The organism is Nocardioides sp., assembly GCF_041600255.1.
Lineage (GTDB): Bacteria > Actinomycetota > Actinomycetes > Propionibacteriales > Nocardioidaceae > Nocardioides.
The window spans coordinates 1-17,650 of sequence record NZ_JBFIKK010000071.1 but is presented as its reverse complement, the minus strand read 5'-3'; the positions used below and the strand labels follow the sequence as shown (position 1 = coordinate 17,650).

General features: G+C 71.2%; 16 protein-coding genes and 1 pseudogene. 11 read left to right on the top strand and 6 right to left on the bottom strand.

Going from position 1 to position 17,650, the window contains the following annotated elements:
• On the top strand, positions 1 to 2,013 hold a 2,013-nt coding region (locus tag ABZE72_RS10005), incomplete at its 5' end, for a preprotein translocase subunit SecA (RefSeq protein ID WP_372728881.1).
• 9 nt (positions 2,014 to 2,022) lie between these two features.
• On the opposite strand, the gene ABZE72_RS10000 is transcribed toward ABZE72_RS10005, so the two are convergent.
• Positions 2,023 to 2,532, bottom strand: a complete 510-nt coding sequence (locus tag ABZE72_RS10000) for an Rv3235 family protein (RefSeq protein WP_372728880.1) — start codon at positions 2,530 to 2,532, stop codon at positions 2,023 to 2,025.
• Positions 2,532 to 3,239 carry a LysM peptidoglycan-binding domain-containing protein gene (locus ABZE72_RS09995; RefSeq protein ID WP_372728879.1) on the bottom strand — a complete coding sequence of 236 codons (708 nt, stop codon included), beginning with the start codon at positions 3,237 to 3,239 and terminating at the stop codon, positions 2,532 to 2,534. Before ABZE72_RS09995 ends, ABZE72_RS10000 begins: the two co-directional genes overlap by 1 nt.
• 127 nt (positions 3,240 to 3,366) lie before the next feature.
• Between ABZE72_RS09995 and ABZE72_RS09990 the strand changes: the two genes are divergently transcribed.
• The gene (locus tag ABZE72_RS09990) at positions 3,367 to 3,918 is read left to right on the top strand and encodes a hypothetical protein (RefSeq protein ID WP_372728878.1); all 552 of its coding nucleotides are present in this window, start codon (positions 3,367 to 3,369) and stop codon (positions 3,916 to 3,918) included.
• A gap of 15 nt (positions 3,919 to 3,933) precedes the next feature.
• On the opposite strand, the gene ABZE72_RS09985 is transcribed toward ABZE72_RS09990, so the two are convergent.
• From ABZE72_RS09985 to ABZE72_RS09970, 4 genes are all read right to left on the bottom strand, one after another.
• On the bottom strand, positions 3,934 to 4,269 hold the full coding sequence (locus ABZE72_RS09985) for a sec-independent translocase (RefSeq protein WP_372728877.1): 336 nt from the start codon (positions 4,267 to 4,269) through the stop codon (positions 3,934 to 3,936).
• 3 nt (positions 4,270 to 4,272) lie between these two features.
• Positions 4,273 to 5,439, bottom strand: coding sequence for an Mrp/NBP35 family ATP-binding protein (locus ABZE72_RS09980; protein WP_372728876.1), 1,167 nt, complete (start codon positions 5,437 to 5,439; stop codon positions 4,273 to 4,275).
• Positions 5,440 to 5,509: 70 nt separating this feature from the next.
• Entirely contained in the window at positions 5,510 to 6,031 is a 522-nt protein-coding gene (locus ABZE72_RS09975; RefSeq protein WP_372728875.1) for a DUF1003 domain-containing protein, read from the bottom strand.
• The gene (locus ABZE72_RS09970; RefSeq protein ID WP_372728874.1) at positions 6,024 to 7,307 is read right to left on the bottom strand and encodes a magnesium transporter MgtE N-terminal domain-containing protein; all 1,284 of its coding nucleotides are present in this window, start codon (positions 7,305 to 7,307) and stop codon (positions 6,024 to 6,026) included. Before ABZE72_RS09970 ends, ABZE72_RS09975 begins: the two co-directional genes overlap by 8 nt.
• 51 nt (positions 7,308 to 7,358) lie before the next feature.
• On the opposite strand from ABZE72_RS09970, the gene ABZE72_RS09965 reads away from it, so the two are divergent.
• From ABZE72_RS09965 to ABZE72_RS09925, 9 genes and pseudogenes are all read left to right on the top strand, one after another.
• On the top strand, positions 7,359 to 7,742 hold the full coding sequence (locus tag ABZE72_RS09965; protein ID WP_372728873.1) for a hypothetical protein: 384 nt from the start codon (positions 7,359 to 7,361) through the stop codon (positions 7,740 to 7,742).
• Between the two features lie 172 nt (positions 7,743 to 7,914).
• Positions 7,915 to 9,273, top strand: coding sequence for a phospholipase D-like domain-containing protein (locus ABZE72_RS09960; RefSeq protein ID WP_372728872.1), 1,359 nt, complete (start codon positions 7,915 to 7,917; stop codon positions 9,271 to 9,273).
• A gap of 91 nt (positions 9,274 to 9,364) precedes the next feature.
• Positions 9,365 to 11,575 (top strand): cutinase family protein, encoded by a 2,211-nt coding sequence (locus tag ABZE72_RS09955; protein ID WP_372728871.1) that lies wholly within the window; start codon positions 9,365 to 9,367, stop codon positions 11,573 to 11,575.
• Positions 11,572 to 12,651 carry an endonuclease/exonuclease/phosphatase family protein gene (locus ABZE72_RS09950; RefSeq protein ID WP_372728870.1) on the top strand — a complete coding sequence of 360 codons (1,080 nt, stop codon included), beginning with the start codon at positions 11,572 to 11,574 and terminating at the stop codon, positions 12,649 to 12,651. Before ABZE72_RS09955 ends, ABZE72_RS09950 begins: the two co-directional genes overlap by 4 nt.
• 11 nt (positions 12,652 to 12,662) lie before the next feature.
• The gene (locus ABZE72_RS09945) at positions 12,663 to 14,246 is read left to right on the top strand and encodes a class I SAM-dependent methyltransferase (protein ID WP_372728869.1); all 1,584 of its coding nucleotides are present in this window, start codon (positions 12,663 to 12,665) and stop codon (positions 14,244 to 14,246) included.
• Between the two features lie 19 nt (positions 14,247 to 14,265).
• Positions 14,266 to 15,576 (top strand): DUF6752 domain-containing protein, encoded by a 1,311-nt coding sequence (locus tag ABZE72_RS09940; protein ID WP_372728868.1) that lies wholly within the window; start codon positions 14,266 to 14,268, stop codon positions 15,574 to 15,576.
• Positions 15,573 to 15,812 carry a hypothetical protein gene (locus ABZE72_RS09935; RefSeq protein ID WP_372728867.1) on the top strand — a complete coding sequence of 80 codons (240 nt, stop codon included), beginning with the start codon at positions 15,573 to 15,575 and terminating at the stop codon, positions 15,810 to 15,812. Before ABZE72_RS09940 ends, ABZE72_RS09935 begins: the two co-directional genes overlap by 4 nt.
• Positions 15,813 to 15,932: 120 nt before the next feature.
• Positions 15,933 to 17,126, top strand: coding sequence for an acyl-CoA dehydrogenase family protein (locus ABZE72_RS09930; protein WP_372728866.1), 1,194 nt, complete (start codon positions 15,933 to 15,935; stop codon positions 17,124 to 17,126).
• A 9-nt stretch (positions 17,127 to 17,135) separates the two neighbouring features.
• Positions 17,136 to 17,650: pseudogene (locus ABZE72_RS09925) on the top strand (hypothetical protein); the annotation flags it as partial.

Below are 17,650 nucleotides of genomic sequence, written 5' to 3'. Positions count from 1 at the left end.
TCGGTGCTCGAGCCCGGGATCACGAAGGTCGAGGACCACCTCGGCATCGAGAACCTCTACGAGTCGGCCAACACCCCGCTCATCTCGTTCCTGAACAACGCCATCAAGGCCAAGGAGCTGTTCCGCAACGACAAGGAGTACGTCGTCATGAACGGCGAGGTGCTCATCGTCGACGAGCACACCGGCCGGATGCTCGCGGGGCGTCGCTACAACGACGGCCTGCACCAGGCGATCGAGGCCAAGGAGGGCGTGACCGTCCGCGAGGAGTACCAGACCCTCGCCACCGTCACCCTGCAGAACTACTTCCGGCTCTACGACAAGCTCTCCGGGATGACCGGTACGGCCATGACCGAGGCGTCGGAGTTCGACAAGATCTACAAGCTCGGTGTGGTCCCGATCCCGACCAACAAGCCGATGCAGCGCATCGACCAGCCCGACCTCGTGTACCGCACCGAGGAGGCGAAGTACGACGCCGTGGTCGAGGACATCGCCGAGCGTCACGCCAAGGGCCAGCCGATCCTGGTCGGCACCGTGTCGGTGGAGAAGTCCGAGCACCTGTCCACCAAGCTCCGCGCCCGGGGCATCGCCCACAGCGTGCTGAACGCCAAGGTCCACGCCGACGAGGCCAAGATCGTGGCGATGGCCGGTCACAAGGGCGCCGTGACCGTGGCGACCAACATGGCCGGTCGCGGTACCGACATCATGCTCGGCGGGTCGGTGGACTTCCTCGCCGACGCCGAGCTGCGCAAGAAGGGCCTGGACCCGGTCGAGCACTCCGAGGAGTACGAGGCCGAGTGGCCGCTCGCGATCGAGCGGGTCAAGGCCCAGGTCGCCCAGGAGCACGACGAGGTGCGTGAGGCCGGCGGTCTCTACGTGATCGGCACCGAGCGCCACGAGTCCCGCCGCATCGACAACCAGCTGCGCGGGCGGTCCGGCCGTCAGGGCGACCCGGGCGAGTCCCGGTTCTACCTGTCCCTCGAGGACGAGCTCATGCGGCTGTTCAAGTCGGACTGGGTGGACCGCGTCCTCCAGGTGCTGAAGATCCCGGACGACGTCCCGATCGAGAACAAGCGCGTCACCGGCGCCATCGCCAACGCGCAGGGACAGGTCGAGTCGCAGAACTTCGAGTCCCGCAAGAACGTCCTCAAGTACGACGACGTGATGAACCGCCAGCGCGAGGTCATCTACGGCGAGCGCCGCAAGGTGCTCGAGGGCGCCGACCTCGAGGACCAGATCCGCACGTTCATCGACGACGTCGTCACCGGCTACGTCCTCTCGGCCACGCAGGACTTCGCCGAGCAGTGGGACCTCGAGGCGCTGTGGACGGCCCTGGGCCAGATCTTCCCGATCTCGCTCGACCACACGGTGCTGGAGAAGGAGGCCGGCGGTCGCTCGAACCTCGACCGCGAGACGCTGATCGAGGCGCTGAAGAAGGACGCGCACGCGGCGTACGACCGTCGTGAGGCCGAGGTGGGCGACGAGGTGATGCGCGAGCTCGAGCGTCGCGTCGTCCTGTCGGTGCTGGACCGCAAGTGGCGCGAGCACCTCTACGAGATGGACTACCTGCGCGAGGGCATCTACCTGCGGGCCTACTCGCAGCGCGATCCGCTCGTGGAGTACCAGCGCGAGGGCTTCGACATGTTCGCCGCCATCATGGACGGCATCAAGGAGGAGTCGGTCGGCTTCCTGTTCAACCTCGAGGTCCAGGTGGACGAGGAGGACGAGGAGGAGGTGGCCGCCGAGGCGGCCGCCGCGGAGCGGGCCCGTCGTGAGGCGCCGCAGATCCGCGCGAAGGGCCTCGACGCCCCCAAGCAGCCGAAGAACCTCTCCTACTCCGCGCCCACCGAGGACGGCGAGGTCGAGGTGAAGGCGGCGGCAGCCTCGCAGGCCGACGACCCGTACGCCGGGGTCGGTCGCAACGCCGACTGCCCCTGCGGCTCGGGCAAGAAGTACAAGAAGTGCCACGGTGCGCCGGGCGGCCCCACCGGGCTGACCACCCGCGTCAACGGCTGAGGTCGGCGCTCAGGCGAAGGCCAGGGCGCTGCACAGCCAGGGATCGCGGCGCTGCTCGAAGCGCGCCGCGATCGCTCGTGAGCGCTGCCCGTAGCGCACGTGCACCCCGACCTCGGCGATCGCCGGGGACAGGAAGCACGCGCGCACGCTGACCACGACCGGACGGACCGGTTGCACTCGGGCCAGCCCCGGTTGGTGTCCGCCTGCCCGGGCGACCAGCTGGGCGCGGCGCTCGAGGTCCAGGTAGACCTCGCGGGTCGACCAGCGGACCAGCTGGGAGACGGGACGGTCGCCGCCGACGATCTCCACCGCGGCCTGGGCGTACCGACGGGCCCACTGCTCGACCTGGCGCCGCAGCTTCAGGTCGGCGCCGACCGGGTCGGCCCCCGGGGCGAGCGAGGTGTCGTGCAGCGGGGGTGGGTCCTGGCGGGGCTGCAGGTCGAGCGCCAGGGTGCCCTGGACGCTGGCGATCGGCACCGGCGTCCTGAGCGGGACGACCTTCGGGTGGTACGGCGACATCACGACTCCTCTCGATGGGTGCAGCACTCGGTGGCCCCGTGCGCGGGGGACGGCAGGTGGAGGCGCTGGCCCGGCAGCAGCAGGTCCGGGTCCGGTCCGATCACGGCGGCGTTGTGGGCGTAGATCCGGTGCCACAGCGACGCGATCGTCGCCGGGTCGGCCGATGCGGGCAGCTGCTGCGCCGCGAGCCCCCAGAGCGTGTCGCCGGGGCGTACCCGCAGGGCGGGGGAGGGCGACCGGGCCGGCCCGCCTCCGGTGGCGCGCTCCGGCAACGGGAGGCCGTCGAGCAGGTGTCCCTCGACGGTGGGTGGGCCGGGCTCCGCGGGTGCGGCCTGGGCGGCGGGGCCCAGCACGGCCCCGGTCAGGGCCACCCCACAGGCGGCCAGGACGATCCGGCGCCATCCCTGGGGCACCCCCGGCCGCGGCCGGTGACCGTGGTGCCGCAGGGCGTCGACGACCACCAGCGCGGTGCAGAGCCACAGCCAGGTGGCGCAGATCAGGGCGAGAACGGCGCTGCCGCGGACCAGGAGCTCGGTGAAGGCGACCGGGCCGGAGGCGGCGGCGGTGGTGAGGTCGGCGACCAGCGGCCGCGCGACGGCCAGGAACCCGAGGGTCGCACCGGTCCCGACGAGCAGGCAGCGTCCTGCCCCTGGCCGGACACCCCTGACGGCGAGAGGCTGCCCGTGGCGGTCCTGTCGTGCGTTCATCCCGAGATCCTTGCGTTTGCGTCTGTTTGCATCAGTCAAGGAAGTTTTGCGACCGTCGTCAAGGCTTTCTCCACAGGTTTGGGCGGGTCCGGAGGAGGCAGGGTCCTGCCATGACGTGGGGTGTGCGATGAGCTGGGAGCGCGAGCTCTTCGCGTTCTTCGACGACCTCGAGCAGCAGGCGGACGCGCTCTACGACGCGGAACGCAGCGCCGAGCTGGCCGACCGGAGCCGGGCCGAGTACCAGCAGGTGACCCTGGCCAGCCGGTTGATGGCGGCCCTCGCCGAGCCGGTGCTGCTCGAGGTCGCCGGCGTGGGCCGGCTCGAGGGCGTGCTGGACCGGGTCGGGGCCGGCTGGTGCCTGGTGTCGGCGCAGGGGGGTGACTGGGTGGTCTCGCTGGCGGCCCTCGAGTCACTGCGGACCTCGACCACGCGTTCGGTGCCGGAGGTGGCCTGGTCGCCGGTCGCCCGACTCGGGCTCGGATCGGCGCTGCGCCGGCTGGCCGACGCCGGCCAGCCCTGCCTCGTGCACCGACGGGACGGCTCCGCGCTGGAGGTGGTGGTGCTCCGGGTCGGGGCGGACTTCGTCGAGGTCCGGCCGCTCGTCCACGGGTCGGGCACGGCCGGTCAGGACGTGCTGATCGCCTTCACTGCGCTGGCAGCGGTACGCAGCCGCCCCTGACGGGTGCGGTTCGGGCTACGTCGCGTCGGCGTCGTACGGCGGGATCTCGCCCTCGTCGAGCGGGCGCTGACCGCGCCGGTTCGGCTTGGCGGCGGCCTGGTCGGCGTCCTCCATCGCCTCGGCGATGTGCTTGCGCACGATGGCGCGCGGGTCGAGGTCGCGCAGCTCGAGGTCGGCGTACTCCGGGCCGAGCTCGCTGCGGAGCTCGTCGCGCGCGGAGTGCGCCAGCGACCGGGCCTTGCGGATCATGCCGCCGGCCTGCTTGGCCAGTTCGTGGAGCTTGTCGGGGCCGAAGACCAGGACCGCGATGAACGCGATCACGGCCATCTCTGGCAAACCGACCCCGAACATGGCTCAGAACTTACTGGACGGGGTGAGCCCCAACTGCATGCCCGCCAGGCCGCGGCCTCGCCCGGACAGCTTGCCGGCGATCGCGGTCAGCTCCTGCGCTCCGATCGCGGTGGGGTCCGAGTCGACGATCGGCTTGCCGGCGTCGCCGCCCTCGCGCAGCGAGACGTCCAGCGGGATGCGGCCCAGGACCGGCACGTCGTAGCCGAACCGGGAGGAGAGCGTGGACGCGACCCGGTCGCCGCCACCGCTGCCGAAGATCTCCAGGCGGTGGTCCGCGCTGCCGTCGGCCGTGCAGTGCGGGCACGGCAGGTAGCTCATGTTCTCGATGACGCCGACCACGCGCTGGTGCAGCATCGAGGCCATCGTGCCGGCCCGCTCGGCCACCTCGGCCGCAGCCTCCTGCGGGGTGGTGACCACGACGACCTCGGCGCCGGGCAGGTGCTGGCCCAGCGAGATGGCGACGTCGCCGGTGCCCGGCGGCAGGTCGAGCAGGAGGACGTCGAGGTCGCCCCAGTAGACGTCGGAGAGCATCTGGACCAGGGCTCGGTCGAGCATCGGGCCACGCCAGGCGACGACCTGGTCGCGGCGGGGCTTGAGCATGCCGATCGAGATGACCGAGACCCCGCTGGGGGTCGGCACCGGCATGATCAGGTCCTCGACCTGGGTGGGACGGACGTCGGCGACGCCCAGCATCGCCGGCACGGAGTGGCCGTAGATGTCGGCGTCGACGATGCCGACGCTGAGCCCCTGCTTGGCCATCGCCAGCGCAAGGTTCACGGTGATCGAGGACTTGCCCACGCCACCCTTGCCGCTGGCGATCGCGAACACCTTGGTCAGCGATCCGGGCTGGGCGAACTGGATCTCGCGCTGGGCCTGGCCGCCGCGGAGCACCTCCTGGAGGCCGGCGCGCTGCTCGGCGCTCATCACGCCCAGGGTCAGGTCGACGCCGGTCACGCCGGGGACACCCTCCACGGCCGTGGTCACGTCGCGGGTGATGGTGTCCTTGAGCGGGCAGCCGGAGACGGTGAGGAGCACCGTGAGCGTGACGGCTCCGGTGTCGCTGATCTCGACCGTGTCGACCATGCCGAGCTCGGTGATGGGGCGCTTGATCTCTGGGTCCTGCACGGTGGCGAGCGCCGCGTTGACCTGCTCGAGAGTGGGGGTGCTCATGATGCTCCAGCGTAGTTGGTCGCAGGTGAGGTGCGGCCCGCGGGCGGGGTGACGCTCAACTCACGCCGAGTCAGGCCGAGGCCGGGGTCTCGTCGTCGTCAGGACGGGAGCGCTCCTCGAGGTCGCTGAGCAGTGTCTTCAGTTCCGAGCGCAGGTAGTCGCGGGTGGCGACCTCGCCCACCGCCATCCGCAGCGAGGCCACCTCGCGGGCCAGGAACTCCATGTCCGCGTGGGCGCGGGCATTGGCCTGACGGTCCTGCTCGGCCACCACCTTGTCCCGGGTCTCCTGACGGTTCTGGGCCAGCAGGATGAGGGGAGCGGCGTACGACGCCTGGAGGCTGAGCATCAGCGTGAGGAAGATGAACGGGTAGTTGTCGAAGCGCCAATCGGCGGGCGCCGCGACGTTCCAGACGAACCAGAACAGCACGAAGGCCGTCATGTAGATCAGGAACCGGGCCGTGCCCATGTACCGGGCGAACTGCTCGGCGAAGACCCCGAAGGCGTCCGAGTCGTAGCTCGGCCGGCGCACGAAGCGGCGTCGGGTGTCCTGGGGGGTGTCCAGCCGCGAGCGCGGCGTCCGGGTCTCAGCCACTGCTCATCCCGTGGTGGGCGTCGCCGACACGGCCGGACCGGATGGCCTGGTCGCGCCAGTTCTCGGGGAGCATGTGGTCGAGCAGGTCGTCGACGGTGACCGCGCCCAGCAGCCGGTTGTCGTCGTCGACGACCGGCGCCGCCACCAGGTTGTACGTCGCGAGGTGCGCCGCGACCTGGTCGATGCTCGCCTGGGGACGCAACGGGTCCATCGAGCTGTCGAGCACCCCGGCGACCAGGGTCGAGGGCGGCTCGCGCAGCAGCGCCTGGATGTGCGCCACGCCGAGGAAGCGCCCGGTGGGCGGCTCCAGCGGCTGACGGCAGACGTAGACCAGCGCGGCCAGCGCCGTGGAGAGCTCGGGGTTGCGCACGTGGGCCAGGGCGTCGGCGATCGTCGCGTCGGGGCCGAGGATCACCGGCTCGGGCGTCATCATCGCGCCGGCGGTGTGTTCGGCGTACGACATCAGCCGGCGCACGTCCTCGGCCTCGTCGGGCTCCATCAGCTCCAGCAGGGTGGCGGCGGTCTCCGGCGGCAGGTCCTTGATCAGGTCGGCGGCGTCGTCGGCGGACATCTCCTCGAGCACGTCGGCAGCGCGCTCGGAGTCGAGCTGGCCCAGGATCTCGACCTGGACCTCCTCGGGCAGCTCCTCGAGCACGTCGGCGAGCCGCTCGTCGTCCAGGGCGGTCACCACTGCCATCCGGCGCTCGGTGGGCAGGTCACGGATCATGTTCGCGGCGTCCGCGGGGCGCATCTCGTGCAGGGCGGCGATCAGGTGGGTGGCCCCCTGGGCTTCCTGCCGTTGGGCCAACCCCTCGACGTCGCGCCACTCCACCACGTGGGTCTGACCGCGCCGGCGGAAGCCCTTCGCGGGCTCCTGGATGGCGACCCGGCTCAGCACCCAGTCGCGGTTGCGGGCCTGTTCCATCGCCACGTCGTAGACGGTCCCGGAGACGCCCGAGGAGGTGATCGTGACCTTCCGGTCGAGCATCTGGCCGATCACCAGGGTCTCGGTCGAACGCTGCTCGAAGCGACGCATGTTCAGCAGGCCGGTCGTGTAGACCTGCCCGCTGTCGATGTTGGTCACCCGGGTCATCGGGACGAAGATCCGCCGCCGCCCGAACACCTCGGCCACCATGCCCAGCACGCGGGGCTGGCTGGTGCCCGAGCGCAGAGTCACCACGAGGTCGCGGACCTTGCCCACCTGGTCGCCCTGGGGGTCGAAGATCGGCAGCCCGACGAGTCGGGCCACGAAGACGCGGGACGGCGTGGTGCTCACGAGCCCTGACGGTACCGGGCGGGGGAGGTCGGACGCGCGTAGACTCGGCGCATGAACGCGCGAGGATTCCTGACCGCCCTGGCACTTCCGCTCGTCCTCGTCGCCGGTTGCGGAGGTGGCACCGCCGACGTCGCGGAGGATCCGATCCCGACCGTCTCGGCGTCGAGCCCGGACCTGGGCGACGTGTCCGAGGCCCTCGACCCCCAGTGCGTCGACGTCTGGCAGGCGGGCGAGACGCTGCCCCGCACCTACCGCGGCTGCTACGAGGACGACGCCAAGGTCCGCGCCAACGGTCGGTACTGCGAGTTCGGCAAGCCGTTGATCACCTACGACGGCCGCTTCTACGCCGTCCGCAGTGGACGGATCGCCGAGGCGACCGAGCCCTTCGCCGAGGACGCCGGCTACCAGGACGTCCTGGCCAAGTGCAGCGGCTGATCCCCGCCTGACGTGACGGGGGTCGCCCCTGCCGGTCGTCGCGAAGACCACGGCGATATCCCCGTGCCCTGTTACGCTTTTTCGGGCGAATTGGCGTAGGTAGCCAGGGATCCCTCGTGACGCTCTCGGCGTCCTGACCTCTGTGCTCCAGATGAACGGAAGTGACCCCCGCGTGCGACGACACCCCGCCGCCACCGCCCTCGCCACCGCCCTCGTGCTGATGGGTGGACTGCTCGCGGGTGCACCCGCGACCTCTGCCTCCGTCGGCGCTGCGGCCTCCGCCCCCGCTGTCGCGCAGGTCGAGTCCCGCCCCAAGCCGGCCCCCGACGACTACACGCCGCGCGGCGGGGTCAAGTTCAACAACCCGCTCGCCGCCGCCGACTCGCGGCGCCGGATCATTCGCCACCTGCTGCGCACCGTCAACAGCGTGCCCGGCAAGGAGAAGATCCGGATCGCCAGCTGGAACTTCCGCAGCGACGAGCTCGCGGACGCGTTGATCCGGGCTCACCGTCGGGGCGTCTCGGTCCGGGTGCTGGTCGACCGGCTGAACTCCAACCCGGACAACCGCAACGACACCTTCATCCGGATGACCAAGGCCTTCCGCGGCGACAAGAATCGCAAGCCCGAGATGCGCAGCTTCACGCGTCGCTGCGTGAGCTCGTGCCGCTACAAGGGTGGCATCGCCCACTCCAAGTTCTTCCTCTTCAGCCGTGCCGGCAAGGCCACCGACGTGGTCATCCACGGCTCGTTCAACGCCACCGACCTGGCGTCGCACTCGCAGTGGAACGACGTGTTCACCGTGCGCGGGCGCACCGCGATCTACGACGAGTTCGTCCACGTCTACGACCAGATGGTCAAGGACAAGGCGGTCAAGCAGCCCTACCTGAGCGGCACCCACGGCAAGTTCACGTCGTACTTCTACCCGTACAAGGGCGAGGGCACCGAGAAGGATCCGCTGCTCAAGGAGCTGGCCAAGGTCCGCTGCCAGGGCGCGACCGGTGGGTCGGGCACCAACGGGCGCACCAAGATCCGGATCGCCCAGACCTCGATGCACGGTGACCGGGGCAAGGCGATCGCCGGCCGGCTCCGCCAGATGTGGCAGCGCGGCTGCGACGTCAAGATCGTCTACGCGGTCTTCGGCAACGAGGTGCTGCGCATCCTGCGCCAGACGAACCGCGGGCCGGTCCCGCTCAAGCAGATCGCCCAGGACTTCAACCTCGACGGCGTCTACGACCGCTACCTGCACATGAAGAACATGTCGTTGAGCGGCGTCTACGCCGGCGACAGCGCGGCCGAGGTGACCTGGAACGGGTCGGCCAACTGGACGTCGGTGGCGCTGGCCAGCGACGAGACGGTGATGCGGATCTTCGACCCCAAGCTGCGCCGTCAGTACAGCGACTGGGTCGACTGGCTCTATGCGAACCCGCCGGCCTACACCGCCCAGGAGCAGGCCGTCGTGAACGAGCGGCGGCGCGCCGCCGCGGCCCGTGGCGTCGTCATCGACCCGTACGCCCAGATGGAGCTCGACTGACCACCTGAGTGGTCAAGACCAGTGACGCGTTCCGGGGACCGAGCCGCCGCGCGTCCCCGGGACCGCCCCGGTCCGCTCCTACCCTGTGCCGGTGACCGGGCCGCTGAGACGACGCGGGACACAGGTGCTCGCGCTGGCCACGGCCACGGTGGTCTCTGTGTCCCTGGCGGCGACCGTGCTGCAGTCGGGCGCCGGCCCCCGGCCCGCCGCTCCTGACCGGGTCGTCCTCGGCGCCGCCACGGCCGCTGCGGTCGAGGGCTGTGCCGACGTCCTCCTCCTCGGCGCGGACGGCGCGGGCGAGCGCCCCGCCGCATCGGGCGGGCTCGGCTTCGGACCCACGGTCTCCGCCGTGGTCGAGGCGTACACGGCCCTGGCCGCCGAGGGTGGTCGCTCGGTCGAAGCCCGACGGGTGAACCTGACCGCCCCTCGCGCTGTTGCGCTCGTCGAGAGTCGCGACACCTCCACGCCGGCCAGAGACGCGGTCGAGCGCCCTCGGGCGCGCTCCTGGCGCAGCGGCGTCAACGCCGGTGTGCGGGAGGCCGAGGAGACCCTCGAGCAGGCGGCTCTGACCTGCCCGGACCAGCAGGTGGTCCTGGTGGGGTACGCCCAGGGTGCCGCGCTGATGCACCGCGTCCTGGTCCGCCGGCCCAGCGACCAGCCCGACCCCTCGCGCCTGGTCGGGGCGGTGCTGGTCTCCGACCCCGAGCGGCTCGCCGACAGCGTGGTCGGCCGACTCGTCGGCTCGCCGGCCGCGTCGAGGTCGTCGGTCGGCGTACTGCCGCCCCTGCTGCGGACGGCTCCCGACGTACCGGCGGACACCGAGACGTTCCAGGTGTGGCAGGTGTGCAACCAGGGCGACCTGCTCTGCAACCCGCGTCGCACCTCGGTTCGCGAGGGCCTCAAGGCGTCCCGCAGCTACCGCCGACCCGAAGGGTCCGGCGTGCTCGCGGAGGCGGCGGACGGTCTCTGGCGGCAGACCGTGCTGGTCCCGGTGCCGCGACCGCGGGTGCGCGTCGAGAGTGTGCGCAGCGGCCAGCCGGTCGAGGTGCGCCTCGAGGTCGACGTCGCCGACGAGGCCGCCGAAGGCGTGGTGTGGCAGGACGGCGCCCAGGTGCCGCCCGGGCTCACCCTGGACTCGACCGGGCTGCTCGCGGGCACGCCGACACGGGTCGGGACCTGGAACCTGACCTATCGGGTGCGCAACACCTCGCCGACGACCCAGTCGGTCACCGGCGTCGTCGTGGTCACCGTCCGCAGCGGTACCGAGTCGGTCAGCGCCGGCGGCCAGACCTCCTGCGAGGTGCGGGGCGACGGGTCGCTGGCCTGTTGGGGGGCCAACGGCCACGGTCAGCTGGGGGACGGCAGCCGCGAGCGCCGGACGTCGCCGGTGCGGGTCGGCAGGGCGACCGACTGGGAGTCGGTGAGCACCGGGGGCTCCACCACCTGCGGGATCCGCACCGACCAGACGCTGTGGTGCTGGGGGCTGAACAACTACGGTCAGCTCGGGATCGGTCGCGGCCCGGCCCGGAGCCGGCCCAGCCAGGTCAGCGACTCCGCGGCGTGGTCGAGCGTCAGCACCAGCTGGTTCCACACCTGCGGCATCCGGGTCAACGGCACCCTGTGGTGCTGGGGGCTCAACAACGCCGGCGAGCTCGGCGACGGCACCACGCAGGTGCGCGGGCGTCCCGTGCGGGTGGGGGAGGCCCGGGACTGGACGAGCGTGACGGCCGGCGGGTTCCACACCTGCGCGACCCGGGCCGACGCGACGGCCTGGTGCTGGGGGCAGAACGCCTTCGGCCAGGTGGGGAACAAGGACCCGGTGATCCGGACGAATCCCCAGCCGGTGGGCACGGCGAGGAGCTGGCTCCAGCTGACGGCCGGGTGGGCGCACACCTGCGGTGTCACCACGTCCGGCGAGGCCAGGTGCTGGGGCTTCAACGCGCACGGGCAGCTGGGTGACGGCAGCCGGCGCGCACGCAGGGCTCCGGAACGGGTGAGCGGCGACCAGATCTGGACTAGCCTTTCCACGGGCGATGCCTCGACGTGCGGCGTGGACAACACCGGTACGGCGTACTGCTGGGGCAGCAACCGCTACGGCCAGCTCGGGGCCACCGATGCGGGCGACACCCTCGAGCCCGGCCTGGTCACCTCGGGAGCCGCCTGGTCGTCGCTGGAGGTGGGCTGGTTCCACGCCTGCGGTGCGCTCGCCTCGGGAGCCAGCGCCTGCTGGGGCAACAACGAGGCCGGACAGGTCGGAAACGGCACGACGGCTGACCAGCCGCTGCCAGAGGAGGTCCAGTGACGGGCACGGACGAGGGGCCGGGGGGCGACGACGCCCCACGGTTCTCACCCGAGCGACTCAGCGCTCTGGCGACCGTCGGCGGCGTGGTCGCCATCGTGCTCGTCGTCGTCGCCGCCAACCTGCTCGGACGGCTCGGTGGTGACGAGGTCGTGGTCCCGCCGGCGGCCGCGAGCTCGCCCGAGCCCCGTCGGATCCCCGCCGACCAGCTCGCCACGATGGACGCCGAGGAGATCGCCGAGGCAGGCCTGGAGGATCGCGGGGCGATCGCACCGCAACGCGTCCCCACCGGTGCCCAGTCGTTGGCTCGCGCGGCCGAGAAGGCAGCGGGCGACCAGCCGTACTCGTTCCGCCTGACGACCTTCAACATCCTGGGCAGCCAGCACAGCGCGCCGGGTGGCGCCGCGCAGCGGTTCGCGCCGGGTCGGATCCGGACCGAGTGGGCGGCCAACCTGATCGGCGCCTACGGCTCCGACATCGTCGGCTTCCAGGAGATCCAGGCCGACCAGCTCGCCACCATGAACCGCGCCACCGGCGGCCGCTTCGAGTTCTGGCCGGGCACCTCGATGGGGGGCAGGGGCGTGCCGCAGAACCTCATGTGGCGCAGCTCGGTCTGGACGGCGACGTTCAAGGGGTCGATCACGATCCCGTTCATGGGCAGCACCCGCCCGCAGCCCGTCGTCCGGCTCCAGCACCTCGCGACCGGGCGCGAGATCTACGTGATGAACGTGCACAACTCCCCGCGCGACCGGCACGGCCGCGAGGACGAGCGCGACCGCGCGACCGAGATCGAGATCGCCGCGATCAAGGAGCTGCGCAAGGACGGGATCCCGGTCTTCGCGATCGGGGACTTCAACGAGCACGACGAGATCTTCTGCCGGATGACCTCGCGCACGGACCTGCGCGCTGCCAACGGCGGGTCGAACTCCGGCGGCTGCCGTCCGCCGCGGCCGATGCGGGTGGACTGGATCTTCGGCTCCTCCGACGTCGTGTTCAGCCGGTTCCTGATGGACACCGGCCCCCAGGTCCGCCGGATCACCGACCACGCCGTGCTCAGCACCACGGTGTCGGTGCCGTAGCCTGCGTCGTCGTGGGTGACAGGAACGTCCAAGTCGACGACACGGGTCTGCACTTCCCCGACGGGTTCCAGGGCTCGGCGGACGTACTCTTCGACGGCCACATGGCCTGGTCCTTCAGCGCCGAGCCGCGCCACCGGGTGGCCGGTGACCCCGCCGCCGTCTTCGTCCCCTGGCCGGCCCAGATGTCGCGCTGGCTGGAGGGGACCTCCGAGGTCCGGGTCGTGAACGGCGACGAGGAGCTCTTCGCCGACGAGATCGTCTTCGGGAGCGGCGAGGGTCGCGTCGAGTTCGTCGACAAGCACGGCATTCCCGTGATGATCGACAAGTGGGGACTGCTCCAACGACCCTTCTCGGCCCGTGACGCGAGCGTCGTGGAGCAGATGGTCGACGTCACCGACCGGATCATCGAGGTGATGGCCGCCGAGTGCGGCGTCCACGCGTGGATGGCCTTCGGCACCCTGCTCGGCGCCGCCCGCGAGGGCAAGGTGATCGGCCACGACTCCGACATCGACCTGGCCTACCTGAGCGAGAAGGCCACCCCCGCCGAGATGACCGTCGAGCTGTGGGACGTCGCACGTGCGCTCACCCGCGCCGGCCTGCGCGTGCTGCACAAGTCGGGCGCCTTCATCACGGTGGTGTTCACCTCGCCCGACAAGGCGATGGCGAGCATCGACATCTACACCTGCTTCTATGTGGGCGACCTGCTGCACGAGACCGCGACCGTGCGCCAGCAGGTGCCGCGCTCGGCGATCCTGCCGCTGATCGAGCTCGAGTTCGAGGGCCGGATGCTGCCCGCGCCCGCCGACCCCGACGCGATGCTCGCCGTCTCCTACGGCCCCGGGTGGAAGGTCCCCGACCCGTCCTTCCGGCATGAGCCCGGCCCCGAGATCACCGGTCGCTTCGACGGCTGGTTCTCCTCGTTGATGCGCCAGCGCCGGGACTGGGAGCGACACGTCGTCGACCTCGCCAAGGACGACAAGCACGGACCGTCCGACTTCGCCGCCTGGGTGGCTCCGCAGTTGCCGGCCGATGCCCGGGTGATCGACGTCGGCGCCGGGACGGGGGCGGACGCGCTCCACCTCGCCGGGACCGGCGTCCCGGTGCTCGGCCTCGACTACGCCCGCCAGGCCATCCGCCCCGCCAACCGCCGGGCGAAGAAGCGCGACGTGCCGGCGACGTTCACGCCGCTCAACCTCTACGACCTCCGCGACGTGCTGACCCGGGCCGCGCTGGTGGCCCGGGACCGTTCGCACCAGCCGGTCGTCTACGCCCGGCGACTGCTGGAGACCCTCGGGACTGATGGCGAGGACAACTTCTGGCGGTTCACCTCGATGGTGCTGCGTCGCGGTGGCCGTGCCTACCTCGAGGGGCTGTCGTTGTCCCGCGAGGACGCCGCCCAGTGGCGTGCCGAGCACGGCGGCGGCAGGCTGCGACCCGTGGACCCGCGTCTCGTCGAGGGTCGGGCCACCCAGGCCGGCGGACGGGTCGTCCACCGCGAAGGCTTCCGGGCCGGGGGAGCGGCCGTTGCCGGCGGCCCGCCGGCCGAGTGGAGAATGATCGTCGAATGGCCCGCCCCCGAGGAAGGATCCCGGTGACCCACCCGATGAGTCAGCGATGACTGCCCGCGTCTACCTGCACGTGGGGGCGCCGAAGTCGGGCACCACCTACCTGCAGCGCGTCCTCGAGCAGAACCGCACGGTGCTGGCGGACGCCGGTGTGCTGGTGGCGGGGGAGCGCCACCTGGACCGGATCCACGCCGCCATGGTGGTGCGCGAGGACGACCGTCTGGAGTCCCTGCCTCCCCGCGCGTCGGAGGCCTGGCAACGCCTGGTCACGGAGATCCGGGACTGGCGGGGCGAGGTCGCGATCCTCAGTTACGAGCTGTTCGCGGGTGCCTCCGCCGCGCAGGCGCAGGCCGCCCTGGCCGACCTCGACGGCATCGAGACCCACGTCGTGATCACCGCGCGCGACTTCGGTCGTGCCGTGCCCTCGGCCTGGCAGGAGCGACTGAAGTTCGCGCTCACCACCCGGCTCGAGGACTGGAAGCCCAAGCCCGGCAAGGCCGGTACCCGCAGCGAGTGGGGCTGGCGCACGATGGATCCGTCGGGTGTCGCCGCCCGCTGGGGCTCGGGACTGCCCCCGGAGCGGGTGCACGTCGTCACGGTGCCGGGCGAGGCCGGGGACGGTCAGGAGCTGTGGCGTCGCTTCGCGGCCGCCTGCCGGATCGACGTACCGGCCCTCGACCCGGTCGTGGAGCGTGCCAACGAGTCGCTCGGCGTGGTCGCCGCCGAGCTGCTGCGACGGGTGAACGAGAAGGTCCGGGCGCCGATCACCGGCAACCGGGAGCAGGCGCTCTGGCTGCGCGACACCCTGGCCCACGGCATCCTCGTCGACCTCGGGCGCGAGCAGATCGGGGTGACCGACGAGCAGTTCGCGGACGCGGAGAAGCGCAGCCGCAAGGCGATCGCTGCCCTCGCCGAGGCGGGGTACGACGTCCAGGGAGACCTGGCCGATCTGCGGGCCAGCCGTCCCGACGCCCGGCTCCCGGGGGACGCGACGCAGGCCGAGCTGCTCGACGCCGCCGTCGAGACCATCGTCCGGCTGCTCCTGCTGGTGCGCGAGCGCACCCACGAGCGGGACGCCAAGCAGGGCGTCCCGGGGGTGCTGGCCGAGGACGGATCCCGGCTGGCTGCGGTGGGCAAGGGCATGCTGCGTCGGGTGACCGCTCCTCGCCTGGAGCGCCGGGCCGACGACCTGCGCGCACGGATCGCCGACCTCGAGGCCGAGGTGGCCCGGTCGCGGGCGCTGCACCTGCGCGTCGCCGAGCTCTCCGACGTGGTGACCGAGCTGTTGCTGCCGGCCCAGGACACCGACGGACGGGTGACGGCCAAGGCCCTGAACACCTATCGGAACGACTCGTTGTGACCCCCCGGTCCCCTGCGCGACGCGTCGTCGGACGTGGCCGGGAGCTGGCCCGCCGAGTGGCGAGCGGCACCGGCATCCTCGACGTCGTCCACCTGGCTCGCCGCGTGGACGAGCTGGAGGTCGCCATCGCCGAGAACGCTGCGCTGGCCGAGCCGTTGGAACGGCGGGTGGCCGAGCTGGAGCAGCAGCTGGTCGGGCCGCTCGAGGCCCGGTCCCGAGTGCTCGACGACGACTGAGGCGTCCAGAAGTGGCGCACCTCATGGCGCACCCACCTACTGATGGGTAACCTTCCCTCGCCAACCTGCTCCACCGCACCTCCCGACACCAGCCCGACACCAGCCTGAAGGAGACAGACCATGGGTCGCCTCTGCGAGACCGACGGACTCACCGATGACCAGATCGAGATCCTCAAGGCGGTCCGGACGTTCGTCGAGGAGAAGATCCTCCCGGTTGCCACCGAGCTCGAGCACCAGGACGAGTACCCCACCGAGATCGTCGAGGGGCTCAAGGAGCTCGGCATCTTCGGCCTGATGATCCCCGAGGAGTACGACGGCCTCGGGGAGTCGCTGCTGACCTACGCGCTGTGCGTCGAGGAGATCGCGCGCGGCTGGATGAGCGTCTCCGGTGTCATCAACACCCACTTCATCGTGGCCTACATGCTGATGCAGCACGGCACCGAGGAGCAGAAGCGGAAGTACCTCCCGAGGATGGCGACCGGCGAGGTCCGCGGATCGTTCTCGATGTCCGAGCCGGGGCTCGGCTCCGACGTGGCGGCCATCAAGACCAAGGCCGTCAAGACCGACGCCGGCTACGAGATCACCGGCCAGAAGATGTGGCTGACCAACGGCGGCTCGTCCAACCTGGTTGCCGTCCTGGTCAAGACCGACGAGGGCGCCGACTCGGTCTACAAGAACATGACGACCTTCCTGGTGGAGAAGGAACCCGGCTTCGGCGAGACGGCCCAGGGCGTCACGATCCCCGGCAAGATCGAGAAGATGGGCTACAAGGGCGTCGACACCACCGAGGCCGTCTTCGAGGGGCACAGGATCGGTGCCGAGCAGATTCTCGGTGGCGAGCCGGGCAAGGGCTTCTACCAGATGATGGACGGCGTCGAGGTCGGCCGCGTCAACGTCGCCGCCCGGGCCTGCGGCATCGCGAACCGGGCTTTCGAGCTCGGCATCGCCTACGCCCAGCAGCGCGAGACCTTCGGCAAGCCCATCGCCCAGCACCAGGCGATCCTGTTCCGCCTCGCCGAGATGGCGACCAAGGTCGAGACCTCGCACTCCATGATGGTCCGCGCCGCCCGGCTCAAGGACCGCGGCGAGCGCAACGACGTCGAGGCCGGGATGGCCAAGATGGTCGCGGCGGAGTACTGCAACGAGGTCGTCCAGGACTCCTTCCGGATCCACGGCGGCTACGGGTACTCCAAGGAGTACGAGATCGAGCGGCTCTACCGTGAGGCCGCGTTCATGCTGATCGGCGAGGGCACCAGCGACATCCAGAAGATGATCATCGGCCGCTCCCTGCTCAAGGACTACAAGCTCTCCTAGACTCCAGCCATGGCGCAGCGTGTGGTCCTGCACGCGGGACTGATGAAGTCGGGGACGTCGTACCTCCAGAAGCGGTTGTCCGCCAACCAGGACCTGCTCGCCGAGCGCGGCGTGCTGTTCCCGGGGACGGTCTGGCGCGACCAGGTGCTCGCGGTCAGCGACGTCCTCGGCCGCACGCACTTCGGGAAGCTGTCCGACGGCACCTGGCGGCGACTCGTCGAGGAGATCGACGCCCACGCCGGCACCGCCCTGATCAGCATGGAGTTCCTCGGCCCGGCGCCCCCGGAGAAGATCGCCGAGGTGGTGGGGTCCTTCCCCGACGCCCGGGTCGAGGTGGTGCTCACCCTGCGCGACCTCGGCCGCGGCGTGCCGGCCATGTGGCAGGAGAGCCTGCAGAACGGCGGCAGTGTCGCCTGGGGCGACTACGTCCGACTGCTCGACGGCAAGCAGCGGCCGGCTCGCGCCTTCTGGCGCCAGCAGGGGATGGCGCGCATCGTCGGCAACTGGGTCGAGGGCGTGGGCGC

Excerpts from the sequence above, each read along its gene's own strand:
- ABZE72_RS09940 (WP_372728868.1), top strand. The coding sequence starts at position 14,266 with ATGACTGCCCGCGTCTACCTGCACGTGGGGGCGCCGAAGTCGGGCACC.
- ABZE72_RS09995 (WP_372728879.1), bottom strand. The coding sequence starts at position 3,239 with ATGAACGCACGACAGGACCGCCACGGGCAGCCTCTCGCCGTCAGGGGT.
- ABZE72_RS09930 (WP_372728866.1), top strand. The coding sequence starts at position 15,933 with ATGGGTCGCCTCTGCGAGACCGACGGACTCACCGATGACCAGATCGAG.
- ABZE72_RS09985 (WP_372728877.1), bottom strand. The coding sequence starts at position 4,269 with ATGTTCGGGGTCGGTTTGCCAGAGATGGCCGTGATCGCGTTCATCGCG.
- ABZE72_RS09980 (WP_372728876.1), bottom strand. The coding sequence starts at position 5,439 with ATGAGCACCCCCACTCTCGAGCAGGTCAACGCGGCGCTCGCCACCGTG.
- ABZE72_RS10000 (WP_372728880.1), bottom strand. The coding sequence starts at position 2,532 with ATGTCGCCGTACCACCCGAAGGTCGTCCCGCTCAGGACGCCGGTGCCG.
- ABZE72_RS09990 (WP_372728878.1), top strand. The coding sequence starts at position 3,367 with ATGAGCTGGGAGCGCGAGCTCTTCGCGTTCTTCGACGACCTCGAGCAG.
- ABZE72_RS09965 (WP_372728873.1), top strand. The coding sequence starts at position 7,359 with ATGAACGCGCGAGGATTCCTGACCGCCCTGGCACTTCCGCTCGTCCTC.